General features: G+C 66.1%; 22 protein-coding genes. 4 read left to right on the plus strand and 18 right to left on the minus strand.

Annotated features, from left to right (window positions below; translation table 11 throughout):
- Positions 1-31: 31 nt before the first annotated feature.
- From ACN22W_RS35325 to ACN22W_RS35385, 13 genes are all read right to left on the minus strand, one after another.
- Positions 32-1,648 carry an intermembrane transport protein PqiB gene (locus ACN22W_RS35325; RefSeq protein WP_419690653.1) on the minus strand — a complete coding sequence of 539 codons (1,617 nt, stop codon included), beginning with the start codon at positions 1,646-1,648 and terminating at the stop codon, positions 32-34.
- Entirely contained in the window at positions 1,623-2,912 is a 1,290-nt protein-coding gene (locus ACN22W_RS35330) for a paraquat-inducible protein A (RefSeq protein WP_419690654.1), read from the minus strand. Before ACN22W_RS35330 ends, ACN22W_RS35325 begins: the two co-directional genes overlap by 26 nt.
- Entirely contained in the window at positions 2,909-4,378 is a 1,470-nt protein-coding gene (locus ACN22W_RS35335; RefSeq protein ID WP_419690655.1) for an efflux transporter outer membrane subunit, read from the minus strand. Before ACN22W_RS35335 ends, ACN22W_RS35330 begins: the two co-directional genes overlap by 4 nt.
- A 1-nt stretch (position 4,379) precedes the next feature.
- Positions 4,380-7,574 carry an efflux RND transporter permease subunit gene (locus ACN22W_RS35340; RefSeq protein WP_419690656.1) on the minus strand — a complete coding sequence of 1,065 codons (3,195 nt, stop codon included), beginning with the start codon at positions 7,572-7,574 and terminating at the stop codon, positions 4,380-4,382.
- 12 nt (positions 7,575-7,586) lie between these two features.
- Positions 7,587-8,756: an efflux RND transporter periplasmic adaptor subunit gene (locus ACN22W_RS35345; protein WP_419690657.1), complete on the minus strand. Its 1,170-nt coding sequence runs from the start codon at positions 8,754-8,756 to the stop codon at positions 7,587-7,589.
- Between the two features lie 16 nt (positions 8,757-8,772).
- Positions 8,773-9,168 carry a hypothetical protein gene (locus ACN22W_RS35350; RefSeq protein WP_419690658.1) on the minus strand — a complete coding sequence of 132 codons (396 nt, stop codon included), beginning with the start codon at positions 9,166-9,168 and terminating at the stop codon, positions 8,773-8,775.
- A gap of 27 nt (positions 9,169-9,195) precedes the next feature.
- Positions 9,196-9,633 carry a glycine zipper family protein gene (locus ACN22W_RS35355; protein WP_419690659.1) on the minus strand — a complete coding sequence of 146 codons (438 nt, stop codon included), beginning with the start codon at positions 9,631-9,633 and terminating at the stop codon, positions 9,196-9,198.
- Positions 9,634-9,814: 181 nt separating this feature from the next.
- Entirely contained in the window at positions 9,815-10,372 is a 558-nt protein-coding gene (locus ACN22W_RS35360; protein WP_419690660.1) for a YSC84-related protein, read from the minus strand.
- A gap of 159 nt (positions 10,373-10,531) precedes the next feature.
- On the minus strand, positions 10,532-10,918 hold the full coding sequence (locus tag ACN22W_RS35365) for a response regulator transcription factor (RefSeq protein WP_193103088.1): 387 nt from the start codon (positions 10,916-10,918) through the stop codon (positions 10,532-10,534).
- A 129-nt stretch (positions 10,919-11,047) separates the two neighbouring features.
- Positions 11,048-11,683 (minus strand): response regulator transcription factor, encoded by a 636-nt coding sequence (locus ACN22W_RS35370; protein WP_419690661.1) that lies wholly within the window; start codon positions 11,681-11,683, stop codon positions 11,048-11,050.
- Positions 11,680-13,128: an ATP-binding protein gene (locus ACN22W_RS35375; protein WP_419690662.1), complete on the minus strand. Its 1,449-nt coding sequence runs from the start codon at positions 13,126-13,128 to the stop codon at positions 11,680-11,682. The genes ACN22W_RS35370 and ACN22W_RS35375 overlap by 4 nt, the downstream gene beginning before the upstream one ends.
- Before the next feature lie 351 nt (positions 13,129-13,479).
- Positions 13,480-14,049, minus strand: a complete 570-nt coding sequence (locus ACN22W_RS35380; RefSeq protein WP_419690774.1) for an AAA family ATPase — start codon at positions 14,047-14,049, stop codon at positions 13,480-13,482.
- Positions 14,050-14,339: 290 nt separating this feature from the next.
- Positions 14,340-15,044: a TetR/AcrR family transcriptional regulator gene (locus ACN22W_RS35385; RefSeq protein WP_419690663.1), complete on the minus strand. Its 705-nt coding sequence runs from the start codon at positions 15,042-15,044 to the stop codon at positions 14,340-14,342.
- Between the two features lie 53 nt (positions 15,045-15,097).
- Here ACN22W_RS35385 and shc point away from each other — a divergent pair, with 53 nt between their 5' ends.
- Positions 15,098-17,152: a squalene--hopene cyclase gene (gene shc / locus ACN22W_RS35390; RefSeq protein WP_419690664.1), complete on the plus strand. Its 2,055-nt coding sequence runs from the start codon at positions 15,098-15,100 to the stop codon at positions 17,150-17,152.
- A 36-nt stretch (positions 17,153-17,188) separates the two neighbouring features.
- On the opposite strand, the gene ACN22W_RS35395 is transcribed toward shc, so the two are convergent.
- Together ACN22W_RS35395 and ACN22W_RS35400 are read right to left on the minus strand one after the other, a co-directional pair.
- Positions 17,189-17,851, minus strand: a complete 663-nt coding sequence (locus ACN22W_RS35395; RefSeq protein ID WP_419690665.1) for an ankyrin repeat domain-containing protein — start codon at positions 17,849-17,851, stop codon at positions 17,189-17,191.
- A 79-nt stretch (positions 17,852-17,930) separates the two neighbouring features.
- Positions 17,931-18,782 carry a helix-turn-helix transcriptional regulator gene (locus tag ACN22W_RS35400; RefSeq protein ID WP_412026072.1) on the minus strand — a complete coding sequence of 284 codons (852 nt, stop codon included), beginning with the start codon at positions 18,780-18,782 and terminating at the stop codon, positions 17,931-17,933.
- A 271-nt stretch (positions 18,783-19,053) separates the two neighbouring features.
- Between ACN22W_RS35400 and ACN22W_RS35405 the strand changes: the two genes are divergently transcribed.
- The 3 genes from ACN22W_RS35405 to ACN22W_RS35415 all read left to right on the plus strand — a co-directional run bounded on the left by ACN22W_RS35405 (position 19,054) and on the right by ACN22W_RS35415 (position 21,642).
- A complete protein-coding gene (locus tag ACN22W_RS35405) occupies positions 19,054-20,172 on the plus strand; it encodes a polyamine ABC transporter substrate-binding protein (protein WP_129517677.1) in 1,119 nt (372 codons plus the stop codon).
- 77 nt (positions 20,173-20,249) lie between these two features.
- Positions 20,250-20,621: a cupin domain-containing protein gene (locus ACN22W_RS35410; protein ID WP_193102447.1), complete on the plus strand. Its 372-nt coding sequence runs from the start codon at positions 20,250-20,252 to the stop codon at positions 20,619-20,621.
- Between the two features lie 133 nt (positions 20,622-20,754).
- Positions 20,755-21,642, plus strand: a complete 888-nt coding sequence (locus ACN22W_RS35415) for a LysR substrate-binding domain-containing protein (protein WP_419690666.1) — start codon at positions 20,755-20,757, stop codon at positions 21,640-21,642.
- A gap of 12 nt (positions 21,643-21,654) precedes the next feature.
- Here the strand turns inward: ACN22W_RS35415 and ACN22W_RS35420 are convergent, their stop codons facing one another.
- From ACN22W_RS35420 to ACN22W_RS35430, 3 genes are all read right to left on the minus strand, one after another.
- On the minus strand, positions 21,655-22,341 hold the full coding sequence (locus ACN22W_RS35420) for an HAD family hydrolase (protein ID WP_419690667.1): 687 nt from the start codon (positions 22,339-22,341) through the stop codon (positions 21,655-21,657).
- Positions 22,342-22,480: 139 nt separating this feature from the next.
- Entirely contained in the window at positions 22,481-24,619 is a 2,139-nt protein-coding gene (locus ACN22W_RS35425) for a phosphocholine-specific phospholipase C (protein WP_419690668.1), read from the minus strand.
- Between the two features lie 37 nt (positions 24,620-24,656).
- Positions 24,657-24,920, minus strand: a complete 264-nt coding sequence (locus tag ACN22W_RS35430) for a hypothetical protein (RefSeq protein ID WP_129517672.1) — start codon at positions 24,918-24,920, stop codon at positions 24,657-24,659.
- Between the last annotated feature and the right edge of the window lie 2 nt (positions 24,921-24,922).

A 24,922-nucleotide genomic window follows, 5' to 3' on the forward strand; every position in this document is an offset into this window, starting at 1 on the left:
AGCACCACGGGGACGAGCGAATGGATGCGTGTCATGGCCGGCCCTCCGCCTTGCCCCGCACCAGTGCTTCCGGATGCCGCTCGAGGTAGTCCGCCAGGTTCCTGAACGCCGCGGCCGTGCGGGCAATCTCCCGCATCGCGTCGCCGGTGTTCTGCTGCAGCTCCGAGCCCGGCTGCAGCGCACTGTTCGCCGAATCGAGCGCGGAGTGCGCCGATGCCAGCGTATCGCGCGCCTGCGGTACCACGGTGTCGAGCTGCTTGAGCAGCAGGTTGGCACTCGCCAAGGTCTGTTGCGCGTTGTTGCCGATCTTGTCGAGCGGCATGCCGTTGAGCTTCGCCATCAGGTGCGTCACCGAATCCTGCAGCGATTGCAGCGATCCCGGAATCGCCGGCAGTTCAGGCGGGTTGGAGGCCCAATCGATCGACGCCTTCGCTGAACCCGGAAAGAAATCCAGTGCGACATAGAGTTGTCCGGTCAGCAGGTTGCCGGTCCTCAACTGCGCGCGCAGCCCGCGCTCCACCAGCATGTTCGCCAATTGTTCGGGGTGCTGGGAAAGGCGCCCGCCTTTGGCACCTGTCCGGTAGCGCGACGTGAAACGCTCCGGATAAAGATTGAATTCGACAGGAATGCTGAACTTGCGGGTTTCGCGATCGAAGCGCGTATAGATTCCCGTCACTTCGCCAACCGTCACGCCGCGGAAATCGACCGGCGCGCCGACCGTCAGGCCGCGCACCGAATCGGTGAAGTTCACCAGATACTTCGCGACGATGGCGTCGTGGCGCTTCATCGCCTCCGCGCGGTCGTGGTACAGCGTGAACGTCATGTCGGTCGGCGCCGCCGCCTGCTCGAGCGGCTCGCCGGGCGTCTCGAATGCAATGCCGCCGATCATGATCGACACCAGCGACTGCGTCTCGACCCGCAAGCCGTCGGGACTGAGCGCGACGTCGATGCCGCTCGCGTGCCAGAATCGCGAATCCGTGTTTACGAACCGGTCGTACGGCGCATTGACGAATGCGTGCACCGTCACGCCCTTGCCGTCCGCGTCGAGCGAATACGAAACGATCTGCCCGACCTGCAGCCGTCGGAAATAGACCGGCGTGCCGACGTCGATCGACCCCATGTCCATGCCTTTCAGCACGAACGTCCGGCCCGGCTCGTCGCTCGTGAACACTGGCGGAGCCTCCAGGCCGGTGAAGTCGCGGCGTGCGCCCTTCGCATCGCCGACGTCGGCGCCGATGAACGAGCCGGACAACAGCGTGTTGAGGCCCGACACCGTGCCGCCGGCAATACGCGGGCGGACGACCCAGAAGCGCGTGTTGTCGACCAGCAGCGTCGTCGCATCCTTGGAGATGTCGGCGGTCGCCACCACGCGCTTGTGATCGGTGGACAGCACCACCGACCTGACGACACCGATATCGACGTTCTTGAACTTGATCTTCGTCTTCCCGGCTTCGAGACCCTCTCCGGTCCTGAAGGTGATCGTGATCGTCGGGCCTTGTTCGATGACGGCCTTCACGGCCAGCCATCCGCCGATCAGCACCGCGACAATCGGCACGAGCCACACGAGTTGCATGCGCCAGCGCGAGCGCGTCGTCGCGACGGCGTCCGGTATGTCCGGCATGTCAGGCTTCTGCTCGGGGCCACCCATGATGCTGCTCTCCAGTGTCCCAGATCAGGCGGGGGTCGAATGTCGTCGCCGCGAACATCGTCAGCACGACCACCGCCCCGAACGCGATCGCCGCAGGGCCGGCCTTGATCGTCGCCAGCGCCTGGAACTGCACGAGCGCGACGAGCATCGTGATCACGTAGATGTCGAGCATCGACCAGCGCCCGACGAATTCGACCATCCGATAGATGCGCGTACGCGGTTCCTGCAACCATCGCGAATGCCGCTGGACCGTGAACGCGAGATACGCGAGCGCGAGAATCTTGAGCAGCGGCACCGCGATGCTCGCGACGAACACCACGACCGCGAGCGGCCACGACCCGGAGACCCACAGATAGACGACGCCGCTCAGGATGGTGTCCTTCTGCGCTCCGAACAGCGAACTCGTGTACATCACCGGCAGCACGTTCGCGGGAATGTAAAGGACCATCGCGGCAATCAGGAGCGCCCACGTACGCGACACGCTCGCGGGTTTGCGCAGGTGCAGCGCCGCGCCGCAGCGCGGACAGGTCAGATCGTGCGCGTCGGCCGGCGCGCGCGCGAGTTGCCCGCAGTCGTGGCACAGCGCGAGGCCGCAATCGGCGGCCGTGACGGTACCGCGCGGCACCGGCATGCCGCTGCCGCGCCCGTCGCCGTGGCCTCGCGCCGCGTCGATACGCGACCACAATTCGTGCGCATCGAACGCCGCGCCGGCCGCTGCAAGCACGAGCATCAGCCCGCCGAACGAATAGAGTGCGACGCCCGTCACGACACTCGCGATGTGGGCCAGCTTGACCAGCGCCACCAGCAAGCCGAGGATCAGCACTTCCGTCATCCCCCACGGTGCCGCGAGGTGGCAGAGCCGAAACACGAGCGCCGCGCACGCGGGCACGCGGTTCATCCGCAACGGCACCAGCAGCCAGAGCATGCCGGCGATCTGCACGAACGGCATCAGCATCGTGGTCGCGAACACGAGGCCGGCGAGCGGCCAGATCCCGTCCGCATACAGCACGCGCACGGATCCGGCGAGCGTCGTCTCGACCACCGTCCCGCCGACCGACAGGCCGACGATCGGGTACAGGTTGGAAATGACGAACAGCACACCCGCGGCCGTGGCAAACGCCAGCGCGCGCGTCAGGCTGTCCTCGCGATTCCGGTAAAGCTCGGCGTGGCAGCGCCGGCACCGCAGCGCGCCGCCAGGCGTCACCGGCACGTTCCGCTGCAACAGGTCGCATTCGTGGCACACGATCAGGCCGGCGCGGTTCATCTCGGCCCCTCGTCGGAAACGGGTCGATTGGCGTCGGCGTGCGGCGGTGCGGTCATCCGCTCGGCCGTGACGACCCAGCCCCCGCCCATCGCCATGTAGAGATTGACGAGCGACGTGAGCGTCGCGCTGCGCGTCTGCGTGTACGACAGCTCCGCGTTGAACAGCGTGCGCTCCGCGTCGAGCACCTCGATATAGCTCGTATAACCGCCCTCGTAGCGCAACCGCGCGAGCCGCTCGTAGGTGCGCAACGCGTCGATCTGGCGCGCCTGCGTGGCGAGCTGCTCGCGCGACTTCTGCGAACCGATCAGCGCATCCTCGACCTGCTGGAACGCGACCTCGATCGCCTTCTGGTACGCGTAGAGCGCTTCCTGCTGACGCGCCTCCGCCTGGCGGACCTGGCCCGTAATGTTGCCGCCGGTGAAGATCGGCAGCGTCGCCGATCCGGCAAACGACCAGACGCGCGCGGGCCCGGTAAAGAGATTCGAGAACTGCGCGCTGACCGAACCGAACAGCCCGGTCAGCGAAATCGACGGGAAGTACAGCGCGCGGGCCGCGCCGATCAGTGCGTTCTGCGCGATCAGGTTCTGTTCCGCCTGCAGCAGGTCGGGCCGGCGTTCGAGCAGATCCGCCGGCAACCCCGCGGGAACCGCGGGTGCCTCCAGCTCGGCGAGCGCGCGGCCGCGTACGATCGGGCCGGGATTGCGGCCGAGCAGCACGGACAGCGCGTCCTCCTGTTGTGCAATCTGCGATTCGAGCTGCGGGATGGTCGCGAGTGTCGTCTCGTATTCGGACTGGCTCTGCGCCAGCTCCATCTGCGATACTTCGCCCCCGTTGAAGCGCGCCGTAAACACCTTGACGGAGTCCGCGCGACTCGCTGTCGTCGCTTTCGCGATCTCCAGCTGGCGGTCCAGGCTGCGCAGCGTGATGTAGGACGACGCAACCGACGCCACCAGCGTCAGGATCGTCGCGCGGCGCGCTTCCTCGCTCGCTCGCAGGTTGGCACGCGCGGCTTCGGTTTCGCGCCTGACCTTACCGAACAGGTCGAGGTCCCACGTGGCGGACACGGTCGCCTGAAACTGGTTCGAGACCGACGGCACCGTCGGCGGCAGCGGAATCGCGCCGCTTCGCGACGAGCGCTGGCGCGTGGCGTCGAACCCGGCGGCGACTTGCGGAAACAACGCCGAGCGCGTGCTGACGAACTGACCGAGGAATTCGTCGACGCGCGCCGACGCCACCTTGACGTCGCGGTTTTCCGCCAGCGCGGTCGCGATCAACGCATTCAGTGTCGGGTCCTGGAACTGCTCCCACCACGCGCTGTTGGCGACGTCCACGGCCTCGCCGGACGCGAACCGGAACGACGCCGGAACGTCGACCTTGGGCCGCACGTAGTCCGGGCCGAGCAGGCATCCGCTCAAGCCCATCAGCAAGACCGGCGCGCAGAGGCGCCAGAACGCGGCGCGTCGCATGTCAGCCGTCCTTGCGGGGTGCGGATGGCGCGGTGTGCGGCGTCCCGGGCCCGGCCCCCGGGGAAGGCGGCAGGGCCTGGCCGCGCGAGCGCGACGACAGCGCCTCGAGCAGGTAATAGAACATCGGGATGAAGAGCACGGCGATCGCCGTGGCCCCGAGCATCCCGCCGATGACGCCCGTGCCGATCGAATGGCGGCTGTTCGCCGACGCGCCGAGCGCGATCGCCAGCGGCACGACGCCGAGGATGAACGCCAGCGAGGTCATGATGATCGGCCGCAAGCGCTCTTCCGAAGCGGTGAGCGCCGCGTCGTAGGGCGATGCGCCCGCCTCGCGGTTGATCACCGCGAACTCGAAGATCAGGATCGCGTTCTTGGCGGCCAGCGCCACCAGCATCGTCAGCCCGATCTGGAAGTAGACATCGTTATTGAGCCCGCGCAGCAGGATCGCGACCAGCGCGCCGAACATCGCGAACGGTACCGCCATCAGCACGCCGAACGGCAGCGACCACTTCTCGTATTGCGCCGCGAGGATCAGGAACACCATCACGAGGCCGAAGCCGAACACCAGGCCGGACGTTCCACCCGCCTTGCGCGCCTCGTAGGCCTCGCCGCTCCACGCGACGTCATAACCGGGTGGCAACTGTGCCGCCAGCTCTTCGAGCACGGCGATGACCTGGCCGGAGCTGTAGCCGGGGGCCGCATTGACCGTGATCTTGACCGCGGGGAAATTGTTGAACCGCGTGATCAGGTCGGGGCCCGTCACGTATCGGTAGGTCACCACGGACTTGAGCGGCACCATGTTGCCGTTCGTGCTGCGCACGTAGATCTGGTCCAGGTCCTGCGGCTTGAGACGGTAGGACGGTTCCGCCTGCAGGATGACCTGCCAGAGCCGGCTCGCCCGGTTGAATTGCGACACGTAAAGCGAGCCGAACATCGTCTGCATGGCGCTGTACACGTCCTGGATCGGCACGCCGAGCGTCTCGGACTTGTCGCGATCCACGTCGACCAGCAGCTGTTGCGACGATGCGTTGAAGGTCGATGTCACGCCCGACAGCTCCGGCCGCGCTTTCGCCTTGTTCACGAAGTCCTGCACGACGCCCGCCAACTGGGCGATCGTCGCGTCGCCCTTGCTCTGCACCCATACCTCGGTGCCGCCGGTCGTACCGAGCCCAGGAATCGACGGCGGATTGACGGGAATGACGATGCCTTCCCTGATCCCGGACAGGTTCACGTACGCATCGACCAGCACGGCGCGGGCGTTCTGCGTCTTGATGTTCGCGAACTTGTAGCGCTCGTCGAAGCCTTTCAGGCCGATGAAGAACGTGCCGGCATTGTTCTTGTTCTGGCTGTCGAGCAGGCTGAAGCCATCGACCGTCGTCACGCTGCTCACCGCCGGTTGCTTCATGAAGTAGTCGGCGACCCGCTGCGACACGTCGCCCGTGCGGTCCAGACTCGCCGCATCCGGCATGACGATCGCGCCGAGCAGGTAGCCTTGATCTTCCGGTGGCAGAAACGCGCCCGGGATCGTCCTGAACATCAGCACCGTCAGCACGATCATGCCGCCGAACAGCACAAGCGCGAGCACGAAGCGCTTGATGACGAACCTGACCGCGCGCGCGTAACCGGCCGTCAGCCGCGCGAACACGTTTTCGAACCAGCGGAAGAAACCCTTCTTCTCGTGGTGCGTGCTCGTGAGCAGCAGCGCGGCCAGCGCCGGCGACAACGTCAGTGCGACGACGCCCGAGATCACCACCGAAATCGCGATCGTGATCGCGAACTGCTTGTAAAGCTGCCCCGTGATGCCACCGAGAAACGCGACCGGCACGAACACCGCGCAGAGCACCAGCACGATCGCCACCACCGGCCCGGCCACCTCGTCCATGGCCCGCTTGGCAGCCGCCTTCGGGTCGAGCTTGTACACCGTCATGTTGCGCTCGACGTTCTCGATCACGACGATCGCGTCGTCGACCACGATGCCGATCGCGAGCACCATCCCGAACAGCGTCAGCATGTTGATCGAGAAGCCGAGCAGCGCCATGCCCATCGCCGTGCCGAGGATCGACACCGGCACGGCCAGCACCGGGATGATGGTCGCGCGCAGGCTCTGCAGGAACACGAACACGACGATCACGACCAGGATCAGCGCCTCGAAGAAGGTGTGCACGACGTCGGTGATCGACGCGCGCGTGAATTCCGTCGTGTCCATCGCGATCTGGTAGTCGAGCCCTTCGGGAAACGACTTCTTCATGTCCGCGAGCGTCGCGCGCACCTGCTTCGACACATCGAGCGCATTGGCGCCCGGCTGCTGATAGACCGCGATGATCGTGGCCGGCTTGCCCTGGAAACGGCTGCGAATCGAATAGTCCTTCTGCCCCAGCTCGGCCCGCCCCACATCCTTGAGGCGGACAATCGCCGTGCCCTGGCTCGCCGCACGGATGATGATGTTGTCGAAGTCGGCCGGCTCGGCGAGGCGGCCCGGGGTCGTCACCGCGAACGACTGCTCGACCGCGCCGCCGGTCGGCGCCTGACCGAGCCGCCCGACCGCGAACTGCTGGTTCTGGTTGGCGACCGCGCGCTGGACGTCGGCGGCGGTGATGCCCAGTTGCGCCATGCGGTCCGGCTTCAGCCAGATGCGCATCGCATAGTCGGGCGTGCCGAAGATGGCGGACTGATTGGCCCCGCCGATGCGCTTGATCGCATCGAGCACGTAGATGTTCGCGTAGTTCGCGATATAGGTCGCGTCGTAGCGTTCCTGCGGCGAATAGATCGCGATGACCATCATGAACGCCGACGATTTCTTCTGGATCTGCACGCCCTGTGCCTGAACCGATTGCGGCAGTTGCGGCAGCGCCAGGTTCACGCGGTTCTGCACGTCCACCTGCGCGAGCTCGGGGTTGGTGCCGATCTCGAAGTACGCGTTGATCGTCAGGTTGCCGGTCGACGAGCTGGACGAATTCATGTAGATCATGTTGTCCGCGCCGTTGACCTGCTGCTCGATCGGCGCGGCCACGTTATTGGCGACGACGTCCGCGCTCGCGCCCGGATAGGCGGCCGCGATCGTGATCTGCGGCGGCGTGACGTCCGGATACTGGGCCACCGGCAGCGCAAGCATCGTCAATGCGCCGCCCAGCGTGATGACGATCGAGATGACGGACGCGAAGATCGGCCGGTCGATGCAGAAATGGGAGATGTTCATGAAGCCGCCCCGTCACTGGGTCGCGGCGACGCCGGATCCGCTCGCGGCCGACGGCGGCGCCCCGGCAACGATCTTCAGCGGCGTATCCGGCGCCACGCGGATCGCCCCGTCAACCACCACGCGCTCGCCGGCCTTCAGCCCGTCGGTGACGAACCAGTCGTCGCCGTGCCATTCCCCGACTTCGACGACGCGCTGATGCGCCTTCGATTCATTGTCGACGACCCACACGTAGTGACTCTTCGCGCCCTGCAGGACAGCGCGCTGCGGCACCAGCACCGCGCCGGGCCGCGTCGCGCCGGACACGCGCGCGCGCACGAACTGCCCGGGGCGCAACGTGCCGTTCGGGTTGTCGAACACGGCGCGCACCAGAAACGTTCCCGTGTCGGTACTGAATGCCGGATTCGCGAAATTGATCCGCCCGCGCTGTGGAAACTCCGTACCGTCAGCCAGCACGAGTGTCACGACGAATTCGTCGTTCGGCGGAAAGCGCAGCTTTCCTTTCGCAATTTCATCGCGGCGCTTGAGCATCTCGTTTTCCGAAATGCTGAAGTTCACCCACATCGGGTCGAGCTGGTAAATGTACGTGAGCAGTCCCGCTGCAGTGGCCGTGACGTAGCTGCCGTCCTGCTGCCGGGCGAAACTCGACAGGCCGGTGATCGGCGACTTGATCGTCGTGTAGCCGAGGTTGAGCTGCGCCGTCTGCACCTGCCCCTGCGCGGCGATCACGGCGGCCTCGGCCTGCTGCACGTTGCCGACCGCGTCGTCGAGGTCCTTCTTGCTCAGCGCGTTCTGTGCGGCGAGCGGCCTGACCCGTGTCAGATTTTCCTTCGCGACGTTGAGCCTCGCCTGCTGCTGCGCGAGCTGTCCCTTCGCGGTCTGCAGCGCGGCATCGAACGGCTTGTGGTCCATCTGAAAGAGCGTCTGGCCAGACTTCACCATCTGACCTTCGACATAGGTGCGCTTGTCCAGGAATCCGTCCACCCGCGCTCGAATCTCGACCTCGTGCGAACTCTGCGTCTGCGCGGTGAATTCGAAGTCCACCGGCGTGTCGTGTGGCGCGACCGTCACGATCGTCACTTCAGGCTCGCCGAGCTTCGGGACCGCTGCCGGCTTCCTGCATCCCGTGCAGACGGCGAGGGCCGCGATCAGCGGCATCGAGAGAATGAGGGTTACGGGCTTCATGGGATGATTCCCGACGCTACTTCGCCGTGCAGTCTCCGAACACCACGACGGCGTCTTCGCGATTGACAAGGGTCGCAGTGATGGTCCCGTCGCGCGTGTCGAGCACGAGTGTCCACGCGAAGCCGAGTTCGGTGCCCTGCATCGCGATCTGGTTCTGGCCTTGCTCCATGAATTGAATCGGTGCGCTGCGCGCGGGCCCGGCAATCGTCTTCTTGTTGAAATCGATGGACAGGAACCTGGGCGCACCGACGTCCGCGGGTAGCGCACGCACGCAAGCAAGACCCGGATCGCATGCGTGGGCCTCGACCGTCGCGCATAACAACGGCTTGCTTCCGTCGAAATCACCTGCGCATGCGCCCGCACCATCCAGCAGGAAGGTTGCCGCCAGCGCCGTACGTACGAGGTTGTTCATGGTGCGTCCACCGCTCGGCTCCGATGACTATTGGCTCGTGTAACCCCGCCCGTTCATGCATGCGGTCACGGCGCGCATGAACGTCGACAACTGGCTCGCGGTGCTGCTCTCCACGGCCTGCTCCTGCCGGGCAGCGGCCTCTTCCCGCCGCAGCCGGCGCATGCCGCCGCCGGCCGTGCCGGTGATCGCGCCGATCGCCGCACCCTTGCCGGCATCGCCCGCGATCGCACCGATCGCCGCCCCCATGGCTGCACCGCCCGCGGCACCTCGCAACATGCCGCCCTGCGGTGGCGGCTGAGCGGACGGCGAGGCGGCGCGCTGCGCGAGGGCAACCGGATCGACGCCCGTGGTCTGCTTCGCCCATACCTGGCATTCCGCCGTATCGGTCTGCTGCTTTTGCGCACTCTGCCCCTTCGCGGGATAGAAGATCGGCTGTTGCGCAACAGCGAAGCCGGCAAGCGTCAATGCGACGAGACCCGTCGCGAAAGATGCGAATCGCCGCCTGCAGGCCGCGCCATGCTTGCCCGGCCGTGCAGGGTTCGATCGCTGCAACGCGCATTCCATGTGTGGCCTCGCTTCCACCCGGTCTTCCGACCGCCATCCACGCCACCGTTCGCCTGCGTGCGGCAGGCAAGCGGCGTCTACCTCATCGATTGAGGCGGGTGATCTTCGATCCTCTCAAGCCGATCCCGGCCATCAATCCCTTCTGGTCGAAGATGAACGCGTAGATATCCGACTGCAGCGTGGCCGTCGTCAGATTCCTGGCCGCACCGGCATCGCCGATCACGACGGTCGGCGCCATGCCGACTTCGAAACCGGGGCTCGTCTTGAGGTTGTCGAGTGCCTTGTCCGACATGAACATCATCACGTAGCCGTAGGTCTGGACACCCGCCTGAAGACCGTAAGTCACCGATGTCGTCGCGTAGTATCCGGTGACCTTGCCACCCTCGATCAATTCGCCCGTACCGTGCGACGCGCCGGCAATGAACCCGGCTCGCACCACGCTCGGAAACACGAGAATGCCCTTGGCCTTGGCCGCTACGTCCTTCGCCTGCGGCGTGGCGACATACAGATTCGCCAGCGCTGCCTGCGCATCCTGGTCGAGGACGGCGTCCCCGGATTCGGTACCGGATTGACTGGTCGAGCAGGCCGCCGTCACGGCGAGCAGCGAGATCGCGGCCAGCTTGCGTATGCATTCGATCATGATGCGTACTCCCGTTGAATTCCCGCAATCGTGCAAGCCCGCGCCATCGCCGATGACATCGGCCGCACGTTGTCGGATTCCAGTGTGGTTGCCGCATTCATCAAGAACAATGGGACTTTGGTCCCATAGGGCACCGGCGGCACCGGCGCGGATATGGCGTCACGACGGCGACGCGATACCCAGTGCCGTGCACACGGTCTTGATCAGCAGTGCATCGTTGAACGGCTTGCGCACATAGGCGATCGCCCCGGCCGCGAGCGCCTGTTCACGCACGGCGACGTCGTCGTAGGCGGTGATCACGATCACGGGCACACCGGTGCCGTCGAGGCGCCGCTGCACCTCGAGTCCATTGAGCCCGGGCATCTGTATGTCGAGAATCACGCAAGCCGGGCGGTATGACGGCATCGACGCGAGCGTGTCGAGAAAATCGTCGCCGCTCTGAAAAGCGTCCGCACCGATGCCGACGGATCGCAACAGACGCTTGATCGCCCGGCCCACCGATTCATCGTCGTCGACAACCGCAACGAATTGCTTGACGTTACCCATTGTGAGAATTCCGGATTCGGCCGTTGACCGCGTCGCAGCGATCCCGCAAATTGAGGCTATCAGGCGCAAAGCGAAACCGGTATAAGACTTTGGTCCCGCGTCGTGACGGAAGATGCGCCGAGCGGGAGGTCAGCGCGCAGGGCGCATGGATGTCGAAGCGCCGAAGCCGAGCTTGTCGGCGAGGCGCACGAGGTCCGCCAGCGACGCCGCCTCCATTTTCTCCATCACGCGTGCGCGATGAATCTTGATGGTTTTTTCGGCGATGCCGAGATCGTTGGCGACCTGTTTGTTCAGGCGGCCCGTCACGACGAGCGTCATGACTTCCCGCTCTCGCGGCGTCAGGCGATCGAAGCGCGCCTGGAGGCTCGCGAGTTCCCGGCGACGTTCGCCCATCTGCATCGAACGCTCGAGCGCGCGCCTGATTGCGTCGAGCAGAACCGTGTCGCTGACCGGCTTCGGCAGGAAGTCGGCCGCACCAGCCTTCATTGCGTCCACGGTCGTGCCGATATCGCCGTGCCCGGTAATGAAGATGATCGGCAGCGCTGCATTCAATGCGCGCTGGATTTCGAGCCCGTTCACGTCCGGCAGCTGGAGATCCAGCAGCAGACACGCCGGGCAATTCGTCAGGTCGGCTGCGTCGAGAAACGCGCGTCCCGACTCGAACGACTCGGCGCGGTAGCCCGACGACCGGACGAGCCGTGATAGCGCGTGCCGTACCGAAGCGTCGTCGTCCACGATGAAGACAATCGAAGCGGGATCGCTCATGGCTGCCGGTGCGCGTGGTTCGATTCCGCCGTACCCGATGCCGGCAACGCCACATGGAACGACGCGCCGCGGTCCGCATTGTTTTCCGCCCAGAGACGGCCGCCGTGCGCGGCGATGATCGTCCGGCTGATCGACAGGCCCAATCCCAACCCGTGCGGCTTCGATGTGAAGAACGGCTTGAATATCCTGTCGAGTTGGTCGACCGTCAGTCCGTGCCCTCGATCGCACACGCAGATGCGCACGGCCCCATCGGGCTCGGCCCATACCCGCGTGGTGACGACACGATCCACGGCAGGCCCGTCGTGTACCGCGTCGAATCCATTGAGCAGAAGGTTGAGCACGACCTGCTGAAGCTGCACCCGGTCGCCGCGCACGACCGGGAGTTCGTTTTCGATGTCGAGCGTCGTCCGGATCCCGCGCATGATCGCGTCGCTATGCACGAGCAGCACGACGTCCCGAACGACACCGCCGACGTCGAGCGGCTGCAGATCCACGTCGCCCTTACGGACGAGCGCGCGCATTTTTCGGATGATTTCGCCCGCGCGGCAATTGTCATCCACGATGTCCTTCAGGGTTTCCCGCAGCTCGTGCAGGTCGACCGGGTCCGCCACCAGGAAGTGCTGTGCGGCCTGCGCGTTGCTGAGGATCGCGGTCAGCGGCTGGTTCAGTTCATGCGCGAGCGATCCCGCCAGTTCGCCGAGCGCGGAGATACGCGTGAGATGCGCGAGCTCCTGCCGGCTTCGCTGCAATTCGACCCGCTCGCTGCGATCGACGATCACCGCGAGCCGGGTCGGCGCGCCGTCGACGCAGCATTCGCTCGTCGTCACTTCCGCCGGGAATTCCGCTCCGTCGCTGCGTCTCGCCACCACCGATTGCATCGACTGCACCCGCGGCGGCATGGGTGGCGCAACCTGCGCCCGCGCATCCCACTCGACGCCCGCGGAACAGCCGATAAACAGCATCCGACCGGACACGCCGGTCAACGCATCGCCGTGGTACCCGAACAGCGCCATTGCCCTTTCATTGGCAAAAGCAATTTCATTGCGCTCGTTGAAACCGATGATCGCGACCGGCACGTGTTCGAACGCATCACGCATCGGCGTGGCCGTTTCACGATGCTCCGGACCGGGTTTCAACCGCTTGCCGAACCAGGGGATGCGTGCTGCCGCGTCCGACGCGCGGCGCAGCGCCGGCGGAATGTGCAAGCCCGCATGCGCGATGATTCCTTCGCCGCGGGGCTCCCGCCACGCTGCGGCGCATTGCGGCGCAGCAATGCCTGACGGCACACTGCGCGCATGCGCGTGACGAGATGAATGCCGGCCTGCGGGGCCGCCGATCGAGCCGACCGGCGATTGCAGTTGCGTGTGCAAGTTATATAAGCGCCACACGAACGACTCCATGGCCGCCGCCAGCACGACCCCGATATCCAGCGTAGGGACAGACATGACTGCCTCTCTCCGTGGCGACGCGCGGCCCCTACGCACCGTCAAACCTGCTGCGGCGCGCAGTCGCTCCGGCAGTCCGCCCTTGGAACGGACCGCGATAGCCCCGATGCTCCACCGTGTTCCGGCGCTTCCTGCGTGGTGTTGCGTTTGCTATCTGCCGTCTGGGAATCGGCGGCGCAAGCCGTGATTACTCACGTACTCGCAACCAATTCTAGGTATACCGATCGATTAGATTCCAGTCCCGATGGAAATCTTCGCCGTCGCAACGCGGATATTTTCGATAGGCTTGATCGAAGTCATTGATATGCCGGAACACCGTTCATCGCATCAATCGTGCCGGCGCCAGCGCGATCACGGACAGCACCGACTATCCGCTCGTCCCCCCTGCGCGCGAACCGAACCCGCTTCGTCATAAGCCACGATGGTCAGCCCTTCCGCCGGATCCGGCGCGACGAAGTAACGCGTGATCTGCTCGAACTCGGCGTCCGACGCCTGGAACGGATGCTCGCCTCGCGCATTGCGCACGCGCAGACGCGCCTTGCAAACCGCATCGCTTACATCGAGGTAATGCAGTCGATGGTCGCAACCGGCGGCCTGCGCAACAGCCTGCCCCCATGCACGCGCAACGATCGTATTGAACGGAAGATCGAGAACCACCGACACGCCCGCCTGCAACACCGCGGCGACGTGGTCGGCGATCACCTCCTTGATGCGCGTTGCACATCGGACATAGTCGTCGATCGACAGGATCTCGCCCGGATAAAGGCGAGCGAGCCAGACGTCTTCGCTGATCAATACGGTCCGCTCCGCGCTCGCGAGCGTCGCGGTAAGCGTCGATTTTCCGGATGCGATCTTGCCGCATACCATGTGGAGCAATACCGCGTCGTTCGAGGCTGTCGTGTGATTGTTGCCGGTCTGCATTTCCAGGCGCTCCATCGAATGCCCAGAAAGCAAAAACCCGCCTTCCGGGCGGGTTGTGATGACATGCATTCAGTCGATGGCTACCCCGCCGGCGAAATTGCGGCGCAAACAATCGAGCGGGTATGCGATCGGTTCATGTGCAGCAGAATAACCAAGTGCCCGATCGCGAGCAAGCAGGTTCGAGATCGACACCGATGGTTACGCGACCATCAGCGAACGACGCGCGCCTTCGCGCGCCAACCATCCGCCGTGCCTCGGCGTAACCGCGACCGGCTCCCGAAGCACGCGCCTCATGCCGCCCCATCGCCGCCCTTCGGAAACACACCCTTGCTCATCGCATCCAGTTGCCGAACGATCTCCGCGCGCATCTCGGCCGATACCTCGACGCTGTCGAGCAGCTCCGAAATCCACAGCCCGTCGGCCGCGAGCCGGCAGATCATCAGCGTGGCGGCCTGCTCGAGCGGCACGGGATCGGGTCGCGTCCATTCCCGCATCGGCACCGACCATCGCGCGCGCGTCTCCTGCTCGGTAATCATCGACGCGACCAGCACGCGCAGCACATCGGTACTCGCGGCCGGATTCGCCGCGTCGAGCACCGCATGCAGATAGGCCCGTGCCGCCGCACCGTCGCCGCGCGAATCCGCGGCCATTCGCGCGGCCATCTGCGCGGTGAACCGCTCGGTCGCCTGCCCGAACAGCGCATCCAGCAGCCCCTGCTTGTTCGCGAAGTGATACTGCAGCGCGCCTTTCGTCACGCCGGCACGCTCGGCCACCGCATCGAGCGTCAACGCGGCCACGCCGTGATGCGTCGCGATCTCCGATGCGGCCGCCAGCAACTGCGCGCGCACCTGATCCGGCGCTTTTTTCCGCCGCACACCGGCGACGGCGGCCACCGCCGACGCGGATGATCCTTCGGACGCCCGTGCGCCGGCCATTTCAGCCGGTTCGACAGGCACGGACACATCGCGCGGCGCAGGTTCGAGGCGTTTTTTCATAGCGCGGATGGTAGCACCCGAGGGTCTCAATATAAACATTCCGGCTGGATGGTATGATCCGCCGCATGAATAAACCGTCCCCCTCCTCCTGGTCCGCGCTCGACACCGCCATCGCCCGTGGACGCGACGCGCTCGTGCGTCTTCAGCAGCCCGACGGCAGCTGGTGTTTCGAACTCGAATCCGACGCGACGATCACCGCGGAATACATCCTGATGATGCATTTCATGGACAAGATCGACGACGTGCGCCAGGAGCAGATGGCGCGCTACCTGCGCGCGAACCAGCGGCTCGACACGCATGGCGGATGGGCGCTGTACGTCGACGGCGCGCCGGACGTGTCGTGCAGCGTGAAGGCGTATTTCGCGCTGAAGGCGGCCGGCGACAGCGAACACGCGCCGCATATGGTCCGCGCGCGCGACGCGATCCTGAAGCTCGGCGGCGCGGCGCGCTCGAACGTGTTCACGCGCATCCTGCTCGCGACGTTCGGCCAGGTGCCGTGGCGCGCGGCGCCGTTCATGCCGATCGAATTCGTGCTGTTCCCGAAGTGGGTGCCGATCTCGATGTACAAGGTCGCGTACTGGGCGCGCACGACGATGGTGCCGCTGCTGGTGCTGTGCTCGCTGAAGGCGCGCGCGCGCAATCCGCGCAACATCTCGATCGGCGAGCTGTTCGTCACGCCGCCGGACGCCGAACGTCACTACTTCCCGCCCGCCCGCGGCATGCGCAAGCTGTTCCTCGCGCTCGACCGCACGGTTCGCCATATCGAGCCGCTGATGCCGAAGCGCCTGCGAGCGCACGCGATCCGGCATGCCGAGGCGTGGTGCGCGGAGCGCATGAACGGCGAGGACGGGCTCGGCGGCATCTTCCCGCCAATCGTGTACAGCTACCAGATGATGGACGTGCTCGGCTACCCGGACGATCATCCGCTGCGGCGCGATTGCGAAAACGCACTGGAAAAGCTGCTGGTCACGCGGCCGGACGGCAGCGTGTATTGCCAGCCGTGCCTGTCGCCGGTGTGGGACACCGCATGGAGCACGATGGCGCTCGAGCAGGCGCGCGGCGTGGCGGCACCGGAAGCCGGCGAGACGGCCGGCGCGCTGCACGAACTCGACGCACGCATCGCGCGCGCGTACGACTGGATGGCCGAGCGGCAGGTGAACGACCTGCGCGGCGACTGGATCGAGAACGCGCCGGCCGAGACGGAGCCGGGCGGATGGGCGTTCCAGTACGCGAACCCGTACTACCCCGACATCGACGACAGCGCGCTCGTCACCGCGATGCTCGATCGCCGCGGCCGCACGCATCGCAACGCGGACGGCACGAACCCGTATGCGCCGCGCGTCGCGCGCGCGCTCGACTGGATGCGTGGTCTGCAATCGCGCAACGGCGGCTTCGCGGCGTTCGACGCCGATTGCGATCGCATGTACCTGAACGCGATCCCGTTCGCCGATCACGGCGCGCTGCTCGATCCGCCGACGGAAGACGTGTCGGGCCGCGTGCTGCTGTGCTTCGGCGTGACGAAGCGCGCGGACGACCGCGCGTCGCTCGCGCGCTGCATCGACTATGTGAAACGCACGCAGCAGCCCGACGGCAGTTGGTGGGGCCGCTGGGGTACGAACTATCTGTACGGCACGTGGAGCGTGCTGGCCGGCCTCGCACTCGCCGGCGAGGACAAGTCGCAGCCCTATATCGCGCGTGCGCTCGACTGGCTGCGCGCACGGCAACATGCGGACGGCGGCTGGGGCGAGACGAACGACAGTTATATCGACCCGAAGCTCGCTGGTACCAATGGCGGCGAAAGCACGTCGAACTGCACCGCGTGGGCGCTGCTCGCGCAGATGGCATTCGGCGATTGCGAATCCGATTCGGTGAAGCGCGGCATCGCGTATCTGCAGTCGGTGCAGCAGGACGACGGTTTCTGGTGGCACCGCTCGCACAATGCGCCGGGTTTTCCGCGCATTTTCTATCTGAAGTATCACGGGTATACCGCGTACTTCCCGCTGTGGGCGCTTGCGCGGTATCGGCGGCTGGCGGGTGCTGCTTCCGCGGTTGGCTCGACCGCGCGCGGTGCAGTGGCAGTGACGGCAACCGACACGGCAGTCGCTTGAGCGGCGGCGCGCTCGCCGCGCCGCGCGAAACGCGCGTCAGACGAATCCCTCGTCAACCAGCGTGCAACCATTCGCCGTGATCTCGTGCCGCTGGCCCGAGCCGCCGACCACCCGGCTCCAGCTCTCGGACACGAGCACGGCCGCGTCGCCATCCGCGCGCAGCGAATAGCCGAATCCGCCATACATGCCCGGCACCGCGAACCACATGCGTGCGGCCTGCGCGTCGAGTTCGAGCAGCGGTTCGAGCTCAGGCAAGCGCAATGCGTCGACACGCAGGTGCGTGATGCGGCCGACGATCATCGCGTGGAAATGGCGCTGGATTTCAAGCAGCGTATCGTCGGGCACGACGCGTTTCGGTTGCGGCGTCAGCCAATCGACCAGATGCCGATGCCCGTGCGCCACTGCAATATCAACCGCGCGCTCGCGTTGCGCATCGCGCAGCATGCGCCACGCACCGAGCCGCAGCAGTTCGGCGACGACCTCCTTCGGCGCGCCGCCATACGCGGCCTGATGCAGCGGCGCATAAAGCGACGTGCCGCCGAGCCGCGTCGCATTGACGAGTTCGGGCTGCTTCGCGACGAGGTCGAGCATCGTCGCCCAGTCGCCGCTCCTGGCCGCGTCGGCCAACGCATGCCGGCTCGCGACCTCCGTTTTGCCGAGCACGTCGGCGCTCGTGATTCCGTCCCATGCGATGCTCAATCGGCTCTCCTCGTGTGTCGCATCTGCGTAACCGTGTCGACCGCTCATCATAAGCGTTCGTCACGACTACAACGGGCGATCACGCATCGCTTCTCCGGGCCGACGACGCATCGAGCGCGTCATGATCCAGCAGCAGGTTCAGCAACTGGCGGCGCGATTCGATGCCGAGCTTCGCGAACGCACGCCGCGCGTAAGTGTCGATCGACGACGGCCGAATGCCGAGTTCTTGCGCGATATCCTGCGTCTTCCTGCCGCGAATGAGCCGCGCACATACCTCCGATTCGCGAGACGTCAGCTTCTCGAACACGTGGGTCAGCCGCTGCGCGGCAACACTTTCGTTGCTGCGCGCCGCGTCCGCATCGGCCGGCCGATCGCCGACGATCCGTCGATGCGCAACAGCCAGCGGCAACACGATCAGCGCGACATGCCGGACGATGCTCAGCTCCTTGAGCGTAAACGGCGGCAGCCGTCGCGCACGACACACCGACAGCGCATAGGTGAGTTCGTCCACGCGGTACGTGACCACGCACTCGTCGTGAATGTCCTCGCTGTCGTAAAACGCGCGTCGAATCTCGGGGTTCAAGCGCAGCGTCGACAACTGCAGCAACTGCGTATCGCGTTCGCCGCGGATGCAGTCGAACGTCGTATCGATCCGCGCGAAATCGCGGTAGTAGTGCGTCATCGTGCGCTCGATCTGGTCCGGGTACGTTCCGTAGCTGCCGATCCAGCCGACCCGGCGATCGAGCAGCGACTCGTCCTCGTAATCCAGATGAATGGAATCGCAATCGACGATGCGCGTCAGGTTCTCGAACACGACCGCGACGAACTCCGGCGAGCCGATCGCGCCGGCCACGGCCGACAGCGCGTCGGACATGAACACGAGCTGGCCCAGCTGGATATCGATCGTCGCGTCGGCGTCATGGTCGGTCATACGATGCACGGAAGAATGGGACGGTTACCGTTACCACGCCAAAAGTGCGTTGCCAATTCCCTCGCGCGGGTTTCCGGTGCACACCGCCGCCCGGCTGTACGGATTTCATGGACAGACAGCCGGATGCCCGCCGCATACAGTCATCCCCGATATCCGGCGAGGCCCGCCAGTGCATCCCTGGTTCGAAGCGAACCGTTGCGAGCCTCATCGACCGCCCCGCGGCGCGCGTGCGCAATGCAGCGCCCCGCCCTCGTTTCGAAAGGGAGTGACCATGATCGTCCGCGTTTTTCGTCTCGCCTTCCCCGTCGCCATCGCGACCGCCGCATGCTTCGCGTCGCTGTCGGCAACGCCCGCCCGCGCGTCGGACGCCGAACTGAACGTCTACAACTGGTCCGAGTACATCGCGAAAAACACGATCCCCGACTTCCAGAAGCAATCGGGCGTGCGCGTGCGCTACGACGTCTACGACAGCGACGACACGTTGCAGTCGAAGCTGCTGGCCGGGAGCTCCGGGTACGACATCGTCGTGCCGACCTCGAACTACATGGCCAAGCAGATCCAGGCCGGCGTCTACCAGAAGCTCGACAAGACGAAACTGCCGAACCTGGCAAACCTCGACCCCGCGCTGATGAAGAAGATCGCCGAATCCGATCCCGGCAACCAGTACGGCGTGCCGTGGGCCTACGGCACGGACGGGGTCGGCTACAACGTGCAAGCGGTCAAGAAGGCGCTCGGCGACAGCGCGCCGCTCGACAGCTGGGCACTGGTGTTCGATCCGGCCAACGTGTCGAAGCTGAAGAGCTGCGGCGTGTCGTTCCTCGATGCACCGGACGACGTATTCGCCGCCGCGCTCCAGTACCTCGGGAAGGACCCGAACAGCAAGAGCCCCGCCGATTATCAGACGGCGTTCGAGATGCTCAAGAAGGTGCGCCCGTACATCACGCAGTTCAACTCGTCGGGCTACAACAACGATCTCGCCAACAACGACGTCTGTGTGGTGCTGGGCTGGTCGGGCGACGTGAGCGTCGCGCGCCGCGAAGCGGTGGCGGCGAAACGCGGCTACGAGATCCGTTATGCGAACCCGAAGGAAGGCGGCATCCTGTGGTTCGACGTGATGGCCATTCCGAAGGACGCGCCGCATCCGGAAGCCGCGTTGCAATGGATCAACTACATCGAGGATCCGAAGGTCAACGCGGACATCACCAACGAGATCTACTATCCGAGCGCGAACAAGGCGGCCCATCAGTACGTGACGCCGGCCGTCGCGCACGATCCGAACGTCTATCTGCCCGCCGACGTGCTCGACAGGATGGCGCTCTCGAAGCCGCGTTCGGCTGACATCGCGCGGCTCGAGAACCGGTTGTGGCAACAACTGAAAACCGGCAACTGACCAGCCCGGCCGCAAGTATGAAATCATACGAACGCGCCGTCGGCGCGTTCATTCCAACTCGACGAAGACTGCCCATCATGATCGACGTTTCATCCATTACCGACGCGCTCATCCCGAGCGGCGAGCCGACGCAGTACCGCGTGTCGCCCGAGAAGCTGATTGCGGGCGATCCGCTGCAAACGCTCACGCCGGGTTTCGCGAGCCCGTGCGGCCGTTTCTCGACCGGCATCTGGGAAAGCACGCCCGGTTGCTGGCACGTCGCGTACACCGAAGCGGAATACTGCGAGATCCTGGCGGGCACGTCCGTGATCACCGACACGGAAGGAAACCGGAAGACCGTTCGTGCCGGCCATCGTTTCGTGATTCCGCCGGGTTTTCGCGGCACGTGGGAAGTCGTCGAACACACGCGGAAGATCTTCGTCGCGTACGACGAACAACCGCCCGCGTAAGCGCCACCGCTTCGTCGGCCGGCATGTGTCGCACGCAACATAGCGCCCCAATTTGCCACGCCGCTCCACCGCGATGACACGGAATTGACACGCGCGGCCGGTAAGTTCCGCTCGTCTCGTTCCGTGTCTCGCCATGCTTGCCCTGCTTCTCGCCGCCTTCTATGAAACCGCCCGCCAGGGAAGCGTGACCGCGGCCGCGAAGCGCCTCGACGTGAGCCAGCCGACGATCACGTCGCGCATCCAGCAGCTCGAACGCCATTACGGCGTCGATCTGTTCCACCGTCGCGGCAACCGCCTCGACCTCAGCGACGCCGGCGCGTCGCTGATGCCGATGATCGGCCAGATGCTGCAGATGGAGAACGATATCGATTTCGCGCTGCGCAACGAGCGCGAACTGCACACGGGCAACCTGCGCGTCGGCACGACCGGCCCGTTCTATATCCTGCCCGCGATCGCCGCGTTCCGGCGCCAGTATCCGGCCGTGAAGATCAGCATCGAGATCGGCAACTCGCAGCAGGTGCTCGACGCGCTGGTCGATTTTCGCGTCGACGTCGCCGTGTCGTCGCAGCGCGACGACGATCCGCGTTTCGTCCGGCATACGATCGCGAACGATCCGCTGGTGCTGGTCGTGCACCGCTCGCATCCGCTCGCGACGCGCGATACGACCCGTCTCGCCGCGCTGACCGGCGAGACGCTGCTGCTGCGCGAGGCCGGCTCGCGCACGCGCGCGCTGATGGAGCACGTGCTGAAGGATGCGGGCATCAGCCTGCCCGCGAACGCGATCGAACTCGGCAGCCGCGAAGCGATCCGCGAAGCCGTGCGGCACGACATGGGCTGCACGCTGATGCCGCGCGGCGAGGTCGGCGCGCATCCGGAGCTGCGCGCGATCGCGCTCGCCGACGACATGCCGCCGATGCACGAATACCTGTACTACCTCGACGCGCGCGCCGATACGCGGCTGATTACCGCGTTCATGGCCAATGTCGAATGCCGCGACGAGCGTACGCCGTCACGCACGTAACGACGCCCGCCTTCACACCGTCTCGAACAGCTCGACGATCTGCCAGCCGCGCGCCGTTGCGAGCGCGCGCAGCCGCTCGTCCGGATTGGTTGCGACCGCATCGGTCACTTTCTCGAGCAGCGGCACGTCGTTGTGCGAATCGCTGTAGAACCAGCTGCGTTCGAAATCGGACCACGCGAGGCCGCGCGACGCAAGCCACGCATCGGTGCGCACGATCTTCCCTTCGCGGTAGCTCGGCACGCCGGCCTGCCGCCCCGTATAGCGCGAGTCGGGGTGTCCGTCGACGGTCTCGAGTTCGCACGCGATCAGCGCGTCGATGCCGAACGCATGCGCGATCGGCCGCGTGATGAACGCATTCGTCGCGGTGACCACGCAGCACAGGTCGCCGCGTGAGCGGTGGTGGCGCACGAGGTCGAGTGCAGCGGGAGCGATCGCGGGCAGCACGACGTCGTCCATGAAACGCGCGTGCAGGACGGCGAGCCGCTCGCGCGAATGACGTGCCAACGGCGCGAGCATCGCGCACAGGTGCGCATGGATATCGAGCGTGCCGGCCGCATAACCGGCCGAGAACGCGGCGTCGAGCCGGTCGAATTCGGCGGCATCGACGAGGCCGTGTTCGACCATGAAACGGCCCCAGGCCTGGTCGCTGTCGAACGGAATGAGGGTGAGGTCGAGATCGAAAAGCGCGAGTTGCGGCATCGAATGAAGCGTGTGTGAACGGAGAGGAATGAAAAACGCGCGGCCCCGTCGACGCGAGGCCGCGCACCCAAGCCGCCGGCGCGGGTCGGCGCGCCGGCGGCAACCGGTGATGCGACGCCGGCCACGCGGCCGGCGCCGGTCAGCTGGACACGCCCATCGCCGGATCGCTGATGCTGTCCTTGCCGGTCTCGACGCGGCCCGCGAAGCGGCGCACGAGGCCGTTCTCGGCGGCCAGCGTGAAGTCGTACCAGCCGCTCGACGCGGCAAGCGTCCAGTACGGCTCGACCTGCATGCCGGCCGGCACCGCGTAACTCCACGGGCCGTCGGTGCGGTACGCGTTCGACGTGACCGTGACCTGGCTCGCCGCATTGCCGACGTTCATGATCGTCAGGTACACGGCGTCGTTGGCCGGGTCGTAGCACACGCGAATCTCCGGCACGGGCCCGCTCGCGGCCTTCGCGACGTTGCCCTGGAATTCGCGCAGGAAGCCGTTCGGCCCGAGCACCCACAGGTCGTAGTTGCCCGCGTCGTCGGCGACCACGCTCCACGAGTCGGACAGCTGCTTGCCCGCTTCGACCGTATAACGACGCGGTGCGCGGTCGAGATGCAGCTTGTCGTACACATGGAACACCGCACCGACCGTGCCCGTGTTGCTGAAGGTGAGCCACAGCAGCCCGCCCGACACGTCGGCGTTCGCGCTCGTATGCAGTTCGTACGGCAGCGCGCGCGACGGCCGCGTGCCTTGCGGCTGCGTCGGCATCTGCTGCGCGCCGACCGACGGCACCGGCACCGCGCCCATCAGGCTCTGCTGCACGTGCTGCGCATCGGCCGCGGCCTTGGTCGGCGCCGGCAGCGACGTCGTCGGGTTGCCGTTCGGGTTCCTGAAGTTGAACGCCGACGTCATGTCGCCGCACACCGCGCGGCGCCACGGGCTGATGTTCGGCTCCTGCACGCCGAAGCGCTGCTCGAGAAAGCGCAGCACCGACGTATGGTCGAACACTTCCGAGTTGACCCAGCCGCCCGTGCTCCACGGCGACACGACGAACATCGGCACGCGCGGGCCGGGCCCGTACGGGCGGCCGTCCGGCGCGAGCGGCGACGAATCGCCGGGCGGGTTCGGCAACGTGAAGTACTCGTACTGCGTGGTCACGGTCGACTTGCCCGCATACGTGCCGTCCGCGTTGCGCGACGGTGCGTTCGGCGGCGGCATGTGATCGAAGAAACCGTCGTTCTCGTCGTAGTTCACGAACAGCACGGTCTTGCTCCACACGTCCGGGTTCGCGGTCAGCGTGTCGAGCAGGCGCTGCAGGTAGTACGCGCCCTGCCCCGGCGTCGATGCGCCCGGGTGCTCGCAATACGCCTGCGGCGACACGATCCAGCTCACCTGCGGCATCCGGTTCGCCGCGATGTCGTCGGCGAGCGACTGCAGGAAGCCGCCGTCGGGCATCGTGTTGCCGATCCCCTTGTACAGCGGCGACAGCGCTTCCATCGCCGGCGTATAGGGCGCGTTCGGCGAGCCCGGCACGGTCTCGTTGACCTTGCGGAACGTCGCGAAGCCCGCGAGCGGGTTGTCGGTGTAGTTGTCCGGCATGTTCTGGTAGACCTTCCAGCTTACGCCGGACGCCTGCAGGCGCTCCGGATAGGTCGTCCAGGTCAGGCCCGTCTTCGACGCGCCGAGGCCGTCCCAGCCGTCGTTGTTCACGACGGCCGTGTTCGAGCCGGTCGGGCCGTTCGTGCCGGTCCACAGGAAGATCCGGTTCGAGTTCGTGCCGCCGTGCAGCGAGCAGTGATACGCGTCGCAGACCGTGAACGCGTTCGCGAGCGCGAAGTGGAACGGCAGGTCGGACTGTCGCAGGTAGCCCATCGACGCATCGCCCTTCGACGCGGGCCATGCGGTCATCCGGCCGTTGTCCCACGCGGTATGCGAATCGGTCCACGAGTGCGCGCCGCCGACGAGCAGCGCATTGCCCTTCGTGCTGTCGAGATAGAACGGCAGCACCGGGCGCTTGCCGTCGCTCTGCTGCCAGACCGGCGTGCCGCCCGGTTGCGGAATCGTCAGGCGGTCGCCGAACCCGCGCACGCCGGGCATCGTGCCGAAGTAATGATCGAACGAGCGGTTTTCCTGCATGAAGATCACGACGTGCTGGACGTCGTTGATCGTGCCGGTCTGGTTGTTGGCGGGAATCGCGAGCGCGCGCCGGATCGCCGGCGGGAACATCGAGAAGGCCGTGCCGGCAGCGGCGGCACGGAGAAACGAACGGCGGTCGATGGAGGTCATGGTCGAGAAGGAAGGTCGTCCCGGAAAGGCGCGCGCGTCACGGCGCGCAGCGCAGCTGCGAATTCAGCGACGGCGACTGCAGCGCGGCCGTGCCCGATGCGGGGCACGGGCCGGCGCCCGGCAGCGCGACGATCGGCACGGGCGCGCTCGCGCCGCCCGCACCCGCGGGTGCGGCGTTCGTCTTTGCGGCGCTCGCGGGCGTGCCGCTCGACGCATCGTCGCCGCCGCACCCGGCAACCAGTGCGCTCAGCACGCAGGCGGCGAGCGCGACGCGCACACGGCGCAGGTCTGTCGTGTTCATGT

This window comes from Burkholderia theae (assembly GCF_048565265.1).
Lineage (GTDB): Bacteria > Pseudomonadota > Gammaproteobacteria > Burkholderiales > Burkholderiaceae > Burkholderia > Burkholderia theae.